13 protein-coding genes and 1 tRNA gene are annotated in these 12383 nt (G+C 69.1%); 8 read left to right on the top strand and 6 right to left on the bottom strand.

Annotation, left to right across the window (positions count from 1 at the left end; all coding sequences use genetic code 11):
• Positions 1 to 52: 52 nt before the first annotated feature.
• Positions 53 to 328 (bottom strand): hypothetical protein, encoded by a 276-nt coding sequence (locus tag Pka01_RS26500; RefSeq protein WP_203885598.1) that lies wholly within the window; start codon positions 326 to 328, stop codon positions 53 to 55.
• Positions 329 to 651: 323 nt separating this feature from the next.
• Between Pka01_RS26500 and Pka01_RS26495 the strand changes: the two genes are divergently transcribed.
• Both Pka01_RS26495 and Pka01_RS26490 read left to right on the top strand, forming a co-directional pair.
• Positions 652 to 894 carry a hypothetical protein gene (locus Pka01_RS26495; protein ID WP_239115314.1) on the top strand — a complete coding sequence of 81 codons (243 nt, stop codon included), beginning with the start codon at positions 652 to 654 and terminating at the stop codon, positions 892 to 894.
• 435 nt (positions 895 to 1329) lie between these two features.
• Entirely contained in the window at positions 1330 to 2517 is a 1188-nt protein-coding gene (locus Pka01_RS26490; protein ID WP_203885596.1) for a hypothetical protein, read from the top strand.
• Between the two features lie 250 nt (positions 2518 to 2767).
• Here Pka01_RS26490 and Pka01_RS26485 read toward each other — a convergent pair whose 3' ends face one another.
• The 4 genes from Pka01_RS26485 to Pka01_RS26470 all read right to left on the bottom strand — a co-directional run bounded on the left by Pka01_RS26485 (position 2768) and on the right by Pka01_RS26470 (position 5337).
• Positions 2768 to 3283 (bottom strand): hypothetical protein, encoded by a 516-nt coding sequence (locus tag Pka01_RS26485; RefSeq protein WP_203885595.1) that lies wholly within the window; start codon positions 3281 to 3283, stop codon positions 2768 to 2770.
• A gap of 63 nt (positions 3284 to 3346) precedes the next feature.
• Complete coding sequence (locus Pka01_RS26480; protein ID WP_203885594.1) at positions 3347 to 3901, bottom strand: hypothetical protein; 555 nt, start codon at positions 3899 to 3901, stop codon at positions 3347 to 3349.
• Between the two features lie 331 nt (positions 3902 to 4232).
• A tRNA-Arg gene (locus tag Pka01_RS26475) sits at positions 4233 to 4306 on the bottom strand.
• Between the two features lie 59 nt (positions 4307 to 4365).
• Complete coding sequence (locus Pka01_RS26470) at positions 4366 to 5337, bottom strand: Gfo/Idh/MocA family protein (RefSeq protein WP_203885593.1); 972 nt, start codon at positions 5335 to 5337, stop codon at positions 4366 to 4368.
• A 137-nt stretch (positions 5338 to 5474) separates the two neighbouring features.
• On the opposite strand from Pka01_RS26470, the gene Pka01_RS26465 reads away from it, so the two are divergent.
• The 6 genes from Pka01_RS26465 to Pka01_RS26440 all read left to right on the top strand — a co-directional run bounded on the left by Pka01_RS26465 (position 5475) and on the right by Pka01_RS26440 (position 11276).
• On the top strand, positions 5475 to 6296 hold the full coding sequence (locus Pka01_RS26465) for a phosphotransferase (RefSeq protein ID WP_203885592.1): 822 nt from the start codon (positions 5475 to 5477) through the stop codon (positions 6294 to 6296).
• A gap of 239 nt (positions 6297 to 6535) precedes the next feature.
• Positions 6536 to 7489: a cobalamin biosynthesis protein gene (locus Pka01_RS26460; protein WP_239115313.1), complete on the top strand. Its 954-nt coding sequence runs from the start codon at positions 6536 to 6538 to the stop codon at positions 7487 to 7489.
• 259 nt (positions 7490 to 7748) lie between these two features.
• Positions 7749 to 8654 carry an ABC transporter ATP-binding protein gene (locus tag Pka01_RS26455; RefSeq protein ID WP_203885590.1) on the top strand — a complete coding sequence of 302 codons (906 nt, stop codon included), beginning with the start codon at positions 7749 to 7751 and terminating at the stop codon, positions 8652 to 8654.
• The gene (locus Pka01_RS26450; protein ID WP_203885589.1) at positions 8635 to 9435 is read left to right on the top strand and encodes an ABC transporter permease; all 801 of its coding nucleotides are present in this window, start codon (positions 8635 to 8637) and stop codon (positions 9433 to 9435) included. The genes Pka01_RS26455 and Pka01_RS26450 overlap by 20 nt, the downstream gene beginning before the upstream one ends.
• The gene (locus Pka01_RS26445; RefSeq protein WP_239115312.1) at positions 9435 to 10487 is read left to right on the top strand and encodes a PucR family transcriptional regulator; all 1053 of its coding nucleotides are present in this window, start codon (positions 9435 to 9437) and stop codon (positions 10485 to 10487) included. Before Pka01_RS26450 ends, Pka01_RS26445 begins: the two co-directional genes overlap by 1 nt.
• Before the next feature lie 66 nt (positions 10488 to 10553).
• A complete protein-coding gene (locus Pka01_RS26440) occupies positions 10554 to 11276 on the top strand; it encodes an SHOCT domain-containing protein (protein WP_203885588.1) in 723 nt (240 codons plus the stop codon).
• Between the two features lie 144 nt (positions 11277 to 11420).
• Here the strand turns inward: Pka01_RS26440 and Pka01_RS26435 are convergent, their stop codons facing one another.
• The gene (locus Pka01_RS26435) at positions 11421 to 12380 is read right to left on the bottom strand and encodes a quinone oxidoreductase family protein (RefSeq protein ID WP_203885587.1); all 960 of its coding nucleotides are present in this window, start codon (positions 12378 to 12380) and stop codon (positions 11421 to 11423) included.
• Positions 12381 to 12383 lie beyond the last annotated feature (3 nt).

Here is a 12383-nt window from a genome sequence, read left to right as displayed (position 1 = left end):
CGAAGCGCGGCAGGGCAAGCAGACGAAGGAGGTCTTCCCATGAGCCATGCGGTCAGAGTAGGCCCGCCGCCGACCAAGGTCGACAGGGTATTCGAGCTGCCCCGCAGGGCTGTAAGGGCCTGTCCAGGGCACATATCTTCAGATCGACGATCGCGCCGTCCGCATCATGAGCGGTCAGCTCGCCGTCAATGAGCTGAGCATCGTCTCCGAACATCATGACAAGTTGCTCAGTTTCCACGAGGGAGCCTTCTGCGGCTTCGACGATCTCCTGATAGCGGTGGCTGATTACCTCGTCCATCACCAGCCGCCACCGGTAGCCCTCGATCATCGGACCCAGAGCTGTGAGAAGGTCCGCGAGGGTGACAAGATCCCGTCGCGCCAGCACTGGAAAGTCAGACCGCTCTCTGCCATTGAATGGCCGCCTCTCGGGTCGGCACCCCTGGTGCAGCTGTAGTTGTCTGTCCATTCGCCTGGTGCCGTCCTGCTGCTTTGATGAGAAGGGACTCCGGAGAGAGGCGCGGATATCCTGTCACCGTGTGTACCTATACGTCGGTTGTCTACAAGGTCCACTACGTGTGCGTTCCATGTCGCCAGAGTCATAAATTCCTGTGGGACGACGCGGAGCATCTCTGCACGCGCTGTCGGAGGCCGATGGTCTTCGCTGGCCACGACTTCGCGGCACCGCGCAAGTCCGACGACAGCCAGTGGGCAGCGGTCGCGGCCGTTCTGGGGGCGGGTCTGCGCTACGAGGGATTCGTGATCTGCGGTTGCTCCAGGGATCCGAAATACCGCCCACAAACGAGTGCGCAGGTTCGGGCACGGCGCAGGGTGGCAGCGCGCGAAGGACTGACCGACGCCGAAGCGCTCGCGCTACGCGACATCGCCGACGCGTAGCGCGCAGTGAGGCATTCGAGCGGCGACGACGACCGTCCAGCGCCCGGCCCCCAGGTCGCATGCCCGGCGCCGAGCGGGCGTAGCGCCGCTATGAGATCGATTCGGCAAGTCTGCTGCCTGGGCTGAAGCGCGATTACCTTGCTGACGAATCCTGCGCGAATCTGCATCGTGATCGGAGGATCGCTTACGCGACTTCCTGGTCTTCTATCTGCTTAGCCCGGCCTGCTCCCGTGTTTATCACTCCGCCGGCAGTCGCGTCCTCCAAAATAAGTCGAATGATGTTGAGTGTGCTTTGCCTAATCCCCTCCGGGGATGCCGTTATCAGAAGTCGATGAGGCGTCCGGACGTCCCTCGGGCCATCGAAGCGGTAGGAACCTTTTCTCGTGCCCGTCAGTACTACCTGGTGAGTCATTTCACTGGGCAGGAAGGCGAAGTGTGGACGATCAGGAGGTACTCGACAGCGGCAACGGGGGACGCGGCGCGCGCTGGGTGGTTGTGGCAGCAGGCGTGTTCGTAGTGCTGCTGGCAGCCGTGACGGCCTGGCCCAGGACGGCCGGGATGCGGTCCGCGGACAGTCCGACGTCGTCGGCGGCCACGCCCACGCCATCCGTGCCGGCATCGGCGGTGGTAACCGCGAGGGCTGTGACTCCGGGTATCTGGATAGGCGTTGAGAGGGCCGACGAAGACCGGCTACCCCGGCTGGAGACGCTCCTTCCTGACAAACTCTCGCTGAACGGCGCCACTCCGCTGTCCACCGCGCCGATGGCGCAGGCGCTGGCGTTGTTCCAACGAGGCGGCAAGGGCGACCCCGGCCCGGTGCTCGCCCTGGGGGACGACGGCGGATTACGCGAACTGGACAACATCGAGTTGGCCAGTGTGACCGACGGGCACAACGAGCAATCTGCCTTGGACGACACCGCGCTGAGCCCGGACGGACGTATGGCGGCCTTTCCACAGCGGGATGAGGTCGTGGTCGTCGACCTGACTGACGCGACCTCCCGCCGATGGCCGGTGCCCGGCTTCAACGAGATCGTCTCCTGGCGTCCGGACGGCGTCACGCTCGTGGTCGAGCAGCAGGAGGCTGTGTACCTGGTGGACAGTGAGACCGGGAGGGTCAGTCGTGCGCCGTACCCCGGGTTCGGGACGGTGGCGGGCGGCGAGCCGGGGACGGACCTCTACCGACTGCACACCCCCTCATCGCAGGTGGCTGAACTGACACGCTGGGACACCTCTGGGACCCTGCTGAGCCGCATGCGCCCTCGACTCGCCGTGGGCACGGGCGAGTGGTGGGGGACGGGCTGGCTGCGCGGCGGGCGTATCGCCGGGGATGTCTTCGGCGCCGGAGGCCCGCGGCCCTATGCCGACGTCATCGAGGCCGAAGTGATCGTGGTGCTGGACGCCGAGACAGGGCAGCTCGCCGCGGGACTTGTGTTGCCGGGGATTGATCGGTGGAAGGGGTGCTGTCAGGTGATGGGCTGGTACGACGAGGACACGGTGCTCTTCGCCAGTCGCGGCCGGCCCTCCCGGCTGCTGGCCTGGCGGGTGTCCCGCGGCGAGCTGTTGCGGGTCGCCGACCTGCCTGACAACGCCATGGTCGCGCTGGGAGACCTCAGGCGAGGCTGAGAAGCCGCTCGCTTGGGGTGCGGCGGGATCAGATGCGGTACGGGCGGAGCCTCGGCGGCGATAGATGGACCACTCACCTGGGTCCCAGCTACGAGGGAAGTCCTCGCTGGCGGAGGGTCTCGGATCACTCTGGGGCCCCTTTGGCGTTCTCTGCGTCGGGCGTCATCCCGCATGGGCACCGGAAACCGCGTGGCGACTTGCGGAAACGCGACCAACGTCACCCCGCGTATATCCCGCGAAGAGCTCTAGATCACAGGCTGCTCCAGCAGTAGAGCATCTGGTCACTCGCCTTTGCGCGGCGGGCCAATCCGGCGAGGCCTCTCACGAGGGACAGCATGTACTCCCCATCCACGGAGCTGAAGTGCGAAAACTCCTCGATCTTCGACCACCGCTCCGCCACCAGCGGGAGACGTGCGTCGTCCGCGCCAGCAAGGACGTCACGGACGTTCACCGTCAATTCCTCGATACCCGGCCCCTCCAGATAAGGAGAGTCCTCCGGCAACGCGTCCCACTCCTTGTCGCTTTTCGGAGCCCCCTCCGGGGGAGGGTACAAGGTCACCGTGCCGACCAGATCCAGGGAGAAGTCAACATCACCGATGAACGTCACCAGTCGCCCCAGGACTACTTTCGGGTCGACCCACTTGGTCTCCACGGCATCGAACGCAGGAACCTCGCGAGAAGGATTGGCGACCACGCGGGAACGGTCAGGCCGGACAACTGCCGCCTCGCGATCCGAAGCGCGGTAGTACTCATAGAAAACCCCCATACGAGCGCTCCTCCGCTTTCGTCGCGCATGTCCTGCCGCGGTCAGAACGTCGGCACGCGCGCTTCAGGAATAGTCACTCTCGTCGTACTTCCCCAGGTCGAGCAGGTGGCGGATCTTGTTTCCCGCGTCCGCCCCGTCGTGCCGCGCGGCTTTCAGCACCTGCTGAATCAGCGCGTCCTGGGTCTGCGCCTTCGCGGCCTCGAGCCAGTACGGCTGGGCCTTGAGCGATTCGGCCTGCAACTCCTTGATGGGCGCACGCACAGCAGCAGGCCACTTCGTGTCCGCAAGCCCGCGGATCTGGGTCTTGTTCGCTGCGGCGACCTTGGCCGCCGACGTTCGCAGGGTCGCGATCGGCCGGCCGCTGTTGACCGCCTGTTCCAGGCTCTCGAGCGCGACGTTGTAGGGCTTGACGATGGCCAGATAGCGAACGGCCGCCTGCTTCGCGGTCAGCGGCGCCGGGCTCGAGGTGGCCCGCTCCGTCGGGCTGGCCACCGCAGTCTGGTTCACCGCCGAGTCTCCGGCGGGCCCGCTCGAACACCCGCCCACCGCGACGAGGCCGGTGACGGCGAGGGCCGTCAGAAAGGTACGAATGGTGACCAGTCGCACGATGCCGTCCATCGTCACATCACGTCCAGCGGCCGATTATCGACGCCAATGATCCAGGCCGCTTCTGCGCCGTCGACTCGCCAGGCGGCAGTGGCTGGGCTGGGTGGCAGACACCCGACCGATGATTACGGAACGCTGGTCCTGGAGCAAATCGGCCTGTTCAGGGGTTGGTCCCATCCCGCGCGACCCGCAGGAACCACGTGGTGACGCGACCAACATCATCCCGCGTATATTCCGCGGCTGGCGACAAACGGCGGCTCTCGGTGGCATTCGGCTGCGCATGCGGCGGGAGCCGTACAACGCAAAAGACCAGCTCAGAGCACATCTGGGCTGGTCTGAGGAGCGCGCCCTGAGGGATTCGAACCCCCGACCGTCGGATTAGAAGTCCGATGCTCTATCCGGCTGAGCTAAGGGCGCTCGTGCCTAATTGTGCATGATCCCACGAGTGCCGCGACAACTGGTATTCGGCCGGCGCCTCAGATCGTGCCGCGGGGGGACAGGCCGGCCTTCCGGTAGATCTCGTCGATGACGGCCATGTTGGCGATCGAGTCGGACGGCGGCGTGAGGTTGCCCTCCCCGGTTTCCACGGCCGACAGGAACGCCCTGAGCTGGTAGGTGTACGTCGCCTCGCCGGGCACCTTCACCCGCGTGGTGACCCCGTCGACGGTGTACGAGAGCCGGTGGAGCGCCTGGGGCGCGATGAAGTTGAACACCCGCATCTGGCCGCGGGAGCCGGTGACCCTGGCGGCGATCCTCAGCAGTTGCGACGACCACAACGACGTGTTGATCCGGCCGAGGGCGCCCGAGGGGAACTCGAGTGAGGCCGACATCGCCCGGTCCACCCCGGGTGACCGGAGCAGGGCCCGGGCCGCGAGCACCTTCGGCTCCCCGCCACCAAGAAGCCTGGCCAGGTGGACGGCGTAGCAGCCGGCGTCCATGAGCGCCCCGCCGGCCAGCGGCAGCGAGTATCGGATGTCCGAGAACCGGGGGAGCGGGAAGCACATCCACGTCTCGATCTGCCGGATCTCGCCGAGCTCCCCGACGATCGACACCATCCGATCAGCCAGCGGGTGGTACCGGTAATGGAAGGCCTCCATCACGACAAGTCCGGACTTGTCGGCCGCCTCGGCCACCGACACGGCCTCGGGTTCGTTCGACGCGAGCGGCTTCTCGCACAGCACGTGCTTGCCCGCCTCCAGCGCCCTGAGGGTCCATTCGGCGTGCAGGGCGTTGGGCAGCGGGTTGTACACCGCGTCGATGGACGAGTCGGCGATCAACGCCTCGTAGGACTCGTGGACGACGGGGATCCCGTGTTTGGCCGCGAATGCGCCCGCGCGCACCCGGTCTCTGGCGGCCACCGCGGCGACCTCGACACCCGGTACCAGCTTCGCCGGCTTGATCAGAGCGGAAGGGGTGATCCTGGCGGCGCCGAGCGTTCCGATTCGCACGCGGATCATCTTAGGTGTCCATTCCTACCGGCTTGTGACCGCTGATCGACATTTCCGTCTTTGGTCATCAGTACATGCCGAAAAGGTGTGACCGAATTGGATGCGAGGCCAGGTCGCCGCCGCTAGGGTGAATCGCCATGGTCGTGCGTTCGGCTCCCTCGGCGGTCCTCCTCGGCGGTGACGTCACCGAAGGAGTCCTGCGGGTGGGCGCCAGTGTCCGGCGCCCGATGCGAGCATGCTCGCCCTCGGTCCACGCGCTGCTCCGGCACCTCGAATCGGCCGGTTTCGCCGGGGCGCCCCGCGTGATCGGCGTCGAAGGGGAGACCGAGATCCTCTCCTACGTGGCGGGTGAGGTCCCGGCGCGCCCCCTGCCCGGTTATGCGGTGAGTGACGAAACCCTCGTCGCGCTCGCCCGCCTTCTGCGGAGGTTCCACGACGCCGCGGAGTCGTTCGAGCCTCCTGCCGGGGCGGTCTGGGAGGACGGCTCCGCTCTCGACCACGAGCCCGAACTCGTCGGGCACTGTGACGTCACCCCCGCGAACGTCGTCTTCCGCGAGGAGCCCTCACCTGATGGGCCGGCGCGGCTCGTGCCGTACGCTCTGATCGACTTCGACCTGGCGCGGCCGACGACCCGGCTGTTCGACGTGGTCACGACGTTGCGGCACTGGGCGCCGCTCGCCGATCCCGTCGACCGCGATCCGGTCCAGCGTGGTCTCGACGCGGGCGCGCGGTTGCGGCTGTTCTGCGACGCGTACGGCCTGGCCCGGCGCGACAGGCTGCGACTGGTGGAGACGGCCAGGACCCGCTTCGACCGGTCATACGTCGCCATGCGGGAGAAGGCGGAGACACGTGGCGGAGGCTGGGCCCGCATGTGGGAAGAGGGCGCGGGCCAGAGGATCAGGAGGGCCGCCCGCTGGCTCGACGCCAACGACGACGCCCTCCACGAGCACCTCATCTGACGCCCCCCACGTTTTGGTGGTGATCATGCACAGATTCGTGAAGAGCCCTCGCGACCTGCCCCCTCCTCTCCCCGTGATCATGCACACTTTCGGAAATCTGCACCGCCACCTGCGGCTTCGCCGTCCGTGATCATGCGCGGGTTCGACGCTCCCCGCGGCCTGGGCGAACCCTCGTCGTGATCATGCATGAGCCCCTCCCCGCATGCCGTGCACGCCCAGGAATACGCCAGAATGCCCAGGTGATCAGGGGAAGCGGCACGACGGCGGGGATCCTTCTGGGCGCGGCGGTCGACGCGGTCGTGGGGGACCCGCGGCGAGGACATCCGGTGGCGGTGTTCGGCAGTCGCGTCTCCGCCCTGGAAAAGCGCATATATAGGGACTCGCGGCTTGCCGGAACCGCGTTCACCTTGCTCTGCGTCGGTGCCACCGGAGGTCTCGGGCTGCTCGCCGACCGGCTGACCCGCTCGCGTCCGCTCGCCCGTACGGCCGTGACGGCCGCCGCGACCTGGGCCGTCCTCGGGGGCACGACCCTCGCGAAGGAGGGCGCCCACATGGCCGGCTCCCTGGAGTCGGGTGATCTCCGCGCCGCGCGTGAGCGGTTGCCGCACCTGTGCGGCCGCGACCCCGCGGGTCTCGACGCGGAGGAACTGGCCAGGGCGACCGTCGAGTCGATCGCCGAGAACACCTCCGACGCCGTCGTCGCGCCGCTCTTCTGGGGAGCGGTCGCGGGGGTGCCCGGCCTGGTCGCCTACCGCGCGATCAACACCCTGGACGCCATGGTCGGCCACCGGTCGCAGCGCTACAACCGGTTCGGCTGGGCCTCCGCTCGGCTGGACGATGTCGCCAACCTCGTGCCCGCGCGGTTGACCGGCCTGCTCACGACGGCCCTCGCGCCGGTCGCCGGCGGGTCCCCGCGCCGCGCGCTCGCCGTGCTCCGCCGCGACGGCCATCGCCACCCCAGCCCCAACGCCGGGCGGTGCGAGGCCGCCTTCGCCGGGGCCCTCGGCGTACGGCTCGGCGGCGCCAACAACTACGGCGGACGCGTGGAGCGCCGGCCCGAACTCGGCGACGGCCCTCGCCCCGCGGTCGCGGACGTCCGCAGGTCCGTACGGCTGGCCCGGGCGGTGTCGCTCTCGGCGGTGGCCGTGGCGGCGGGGGCGAGACTGCTCCGCCGTACGCGTCGCCGTGCATGATCACGGACGGCGAAGCCGCAGGTCGCGGTGCAAGTCCACGAATGTGTGCATGATCACGAACCGGAGGAGCCCAGGTCGGGACGCACATTCCCGAAAGCGTGCATGATCACGGGGAGGGGAGGGGCCAGGTCGCGGGGGCTCTTCACGAACGTGTGCATGATCACCACCGAACAATGCCGGATGTCAGAAGAGAACGGGGGCGGAAGTGTCCTATCTCCGGCATACCGCGGGGCGGGGCCGCCGCAGGAACATGGCGAGCATGACAGCAGTGGTGGAGACCGAAGGACTGACCAAGTTCTACGGCAGGCGCAAGGGTCTGGAGGACCTCACCCTCCAGATCCAGCCGGGGGAGGTCTTCGGATATCTCGGGCCCAACGGCGCTGGGAAGACGACGACGATCCGGCTGCTCCTCGACGTGATCCGGCCGACCTCCGGCCGCGCGACCGTCCTCGGGGCCGACACCCGCGACAGCGCGGTGCGCGGGCGGATCGGATACCTGCCCGGCGAGCTCGCGCTCGAAGGGCGGGAGCGGGCCCATGACTTCCTGAACTTCATGGCCGACGTCCGGGGCGGGGTGAGCCGGGGGCGGATCGACGAGCTCGCCGAGCGGCTGGACGCCGACCTGTCGATCAGGATGGGCCAGCTCTCCAAGGGCAACAAGCAGAAGGTCGGCCTCATCCAGGCGTTCATGCACGAGCCGGAGCTGCTCATCCTCGACGAGCCGACGAGCGGACTCGACCCGTTGGTCCAGCAGGAGTTCCTGGCCATGGTCCGGGAGGTCCGCACGTCAGGGCGCACCGTGCTGATGTCGTCCCACGTGCTGGCCGAGGTCCAGAACGTGGCCGATCGCGTGGGCATCGTCCGATCCGGCCGGCTGGTGGCGGTCGAGGACGTCGCGGCCCTGCGGGAGCGGGCCGTCCGGCACGTCGAGTTCCACTTCGACGCACCCGTGCCCAGGGAGGCGTTCGAGGGGCTGCCCGGAGTGCGGGACGTCACGGTGGAGGGCGCGAACCTGCGCTGCACGATAGACGGCCGGCCCGACGCCCTCATCAAGGCCGCGGCGAAGTTCACCGTGGTCCACATGGTCAGCTCGGAGCCCGACCTCGAAGAGATCTTCCTCACCTACTACAGCGAGGAGGCCCCCCGTGCCCACGCTGGTGCGTAAGACCCTCGGTGAATACCGCCGGAGCGTCATCGGGTGGCTGATCGGCATCTCCGCCTTCCTGTCGCTCTATCTGTCGATCTATCCGAGCATCCGGAGCAATCCGGACTTCTACCAGCAGGCCGCGCTGTCGAAGTACCCCGGCCCGCTGAAGGACCTCATGGGCGGGCTCGCCGACATCGCGTCGGGCACCGGCTACCTCCAGACGGTCGTCTACCAGCTCCTTGTCCCGCTGCTCCTGATCATGTTCGCGATGACCCTCGGGACCCGGGCGATCGCCGTCCCCGAGGAGGAGGGGACGCTGGAGCTCACGATGACGCTGCCGATCGACCGCAGGCGGCTCGTCCTGGAGCGCTGGGCGGCCTTCTCGCTCGGCCTGCTGGCCGTCGCGCTGGTGACGCTGATCCTGGTTCTGGCTCTGGCGGCGGTGGGCGACCTCAAGGTGCCGGCGGGCAACATCGTCGCCGCGCACACCGGGCTGTTCCTGATCGCCTTCTTCTTCGGCACACTGGCGCTGGCCCTCGGCGCGGCAACGGGCAAGAGGGCCCTCGCGCTCGCGGTGGGCGGAGGCTACGCCGTCGGGGGCTACGTGATCGAGACGCTCGGCAAGAGCGTCGACGCGATCTCATGGTTGCGCTGGGTCTCGCCGTTCCACTACTACCTGGACGGACGGCCGGTCTTCCAGGGCTGGCCGGTGGGGGACTACCTTGTGATCCTCGCGGCGACCGCCGTGCTGGCGATGACGGCCGTGCTGGCCTTCGAGCGGCGTGATGTAGGCGTCTGATGAATGACGTTCTCGCTCGGGTGAGCGAGGCCACCGGGGTGCCCGCCGATCTTCTCGGCGGGTACCTTTCGGTGCTCGCCGCCACGGTCGCGACGGGCCGGTTACCCAGCCGGGCCGAAGTGGACGACATGCGTGCCTGCGGAGCGCTCGCCGCCGAGCGCGGCATCCCCCTGCGCCTGCTCGCCGACGCCTGCCTGCACGCCGCCGAGCTCACGGAGGGGGGAGCGTTCTCCGCCGTACGGCGGAGCATGGCGGCCTTCGCGGAGGGTTATGAGGAGGCCCAGCTCACGGCCATCAGGAAGGAGGAGGACGGCCGCCGCGAGTTCGTCGCCGACCTGCTCCAGGGCCGGGCCGACGCCCGGCGGGCCGAGCACTTCGGGTTGCGCCTCGCGGAGGCCTACATGGCGACCGTCGTCAAGGCCGGCGAACCCCTGACAGGAGGAGACCCGCTGATCCGCAGGATCGAGCAGGCTCTGGTCGCCAGGTTCGGCTCGCACAACATTTTGGTGGCGGTGCGGGACGGCCTGCTCGTGTGCGTCTCGCCGGCCTCGCTCGGCGCGGCAGGGGGCGAGTTCGTCCATCATGTCCGTGCGGCGCTGACGACCTGGCGGGCCGGCGTCGGCAGGCCGCACTCGGGCCCCGGGGGCATCGTCACCTCCTACCAGGAGGCCGCCGGCGCCATCGAGCTCGGCGAGCGGCTCGGCCTGCGCCCGCAGGTGCTGAAGGCGGCCGATCTGCTCGTCTTCCCCGTCCTGCTCCGGGACAGGGGCGCGATCGTCGACCTCGTCACCACCGTGCTCGCACCTCTCACCAAGGCCCGCGGCGGGCCCGAGGCCCTGCTGGAGACCCTGGAGGCGGTCTTCGCCGTCCAGGGGAACCACACCGCGGCGGCCCGCAGGCTCGGCATCAGCACGAGGACCATCACCTACCGCCTGGAGCGGATCCGCAGGCTCACCGGATTCTCGCCGACCGACCCCACCCAGCGGTTCACGCTGGAGACGGCGGTGCTCGGAGCCCGCCTCCTGGAGTGGCCGGAGGAGCCGTTGCCGTAGACCGCGTCGCGGACCGATGTCCTCGCAACCCCTGGCGGCGGGCCGGTTCCGATCTATATTCGAACCATGATCACCCCCCTTCGGCTCGTACGGCGGTCCATCGGGCTGTTCGTCGGGCTCTGCGCGCTGAGCTGCGCGATCACCCTGCTCTACCTCGGCGCCAGCGCGGTCATGACACTCGGCGGCAGTTGCGGGGCGGGCGGGCCGTACGTCGTCGAGACGTCCTGCCCGGAGGGCATCGCCTGGATCATGCCCGTCTCGGTCCTCGGCGGGCTGGTCTCGACCGGCCTCTACGCCCTCAGTGTCCTGCCGGTGGGCCCGAAGATCGTCGTGCTGGCGTGGCCGGCGTTGTTCATCAGCCTCGGCTGGGCCTTCCTGGACGCGGCCGTCAATCCCGAGTACCCCGTCGACTGGGGCTTCATGGTCTGCGCCGTGCTGTTCATCCTCATGGGCGGCCTCCCGCTGCTGTTCCTGGCGAACCGGGACGCGCTGCGGCGGGTCTTCTGGGGCGTCGCCCCGCCGGAGCCCACGCCGCAAGGGTTCGTCAGGCGGCCCGGTGAGGTGCGCTGGACCACCACCGTGGAGCTCCCTGGTGATCGGGATCGGCGCGGCCGCCGGCCGTCCGCCCCGGTCCCACCCGAGCCCGCCCCTGGCTCCGGCTCCCGACCCGGCTCCGTCTCGGCGCCGGGCCTCGTCGACGAGCTCGAACGGCTGGCCGCCCTGCACCAGGCAGGGGGGCTCGACGACGCCGAGTACACCGCCGCCAAGAATCGCCTGCTGAACGGATGACGCCCATGAGCCCCACCGCGGTCCGCGTGTTGTCGATCGTCCTTCATGTGGTCGCCGTCGCCGGCGGCGTCTACCTCGGCGTGCTGATCTTCCACGCCGCGACGTGACACCGCCGGCCTCGGGACAAGGCCAGGCCGACGCCGGCTAGGGGATCAGCAGCACCTTGCCGGTCGTACGGCGGGCCTCGAGGTCGTCGTGCGCCTGCCGCACGTCCTCCAGCGCGTACCGCTGGAAGACGTGCACCTTGAGCGCGCCCGAGGCGACCCAGCCCAGCAGGTCGTCGGCCCGCGCGAGCAACTCCTCGCGGGTCGAGGTGTACCAGCCCAGGGACGGCCGGGTGACGAACAGCGCGCCCGCCTGGTTCAGCCGCTGGAGGTCGAACGGCGGGACCGGCCCGCTGGCCGCGCCGTACAGGGCGAGCAGGCCGCGCGGCCGCAGCGACGCGAGCGAGCCGTCGAAGGTGGCCGCGCCGACGCCGTCGTATACGACGTGGACGCCGGAGCCGGTGAGCGCCTTGACGCGCTCGGCGAAGCCGTCGTAGCCGAACACCTCGTCGGCCCCGGCCTCCCGCGCGAGCTTCTCCTTCTCCGCATTGGACACCGTGCCGATCACCCGGGCGCCCCGCAGCTTGGCCATCTGCGTCAGCAGCAGGCCCATCCCGCCGGCGGCCGCGTGGACGAGTACGTCGTCGCCCTGCCGGATCTCATGCGTCGCGTGCGTGAGGTAGTGGGCGGTGAGCCCCTGGAGGAGCACGGCCGCCGCCGTCTCCGGCGACAACCCATCGGGCAGCACGATCGCCCTCGCCGCAGGGATCACGGCCTTCTCGGCGTAGGAGCCGAGGATGTTGACCCATCCCACCCGGTCGCCGACCACGATGTCGGTCACGCCCTCGCCGACGGCCGACACCGTGCCCGCGCCCTCGGAGCCGACCACACGCGGGGGCGGCAGGGGATAGCGGCCCTCGCGGTGGTAGACGTCGATGAAGTTGACCCCGCTCGCGGCCACGTCGACGAGGACCTCTCCGGGCCCGGGCACCGGATCGGGGACCTCCGTCACGCGCAGGGCCGACGAATCGCCGTGGGAGGGAACGACGACGGCACGCATGTG

It is taken from the genome of Planotetraspora kaengkrachanensis (assembly GCF_016862895.1).
Classification (GTDB): Bacteria; Actinomycetota; Actinomycetes; order Streptosporangiales; family Streptosporangiaceae; genus Planotetraspora; species Planotetraspora kaengkrachanensis.
Note: the sequence above shows the minus strand (reverse complement) of the source record. Positions and strands in the feature narration are given on the sequence as shown.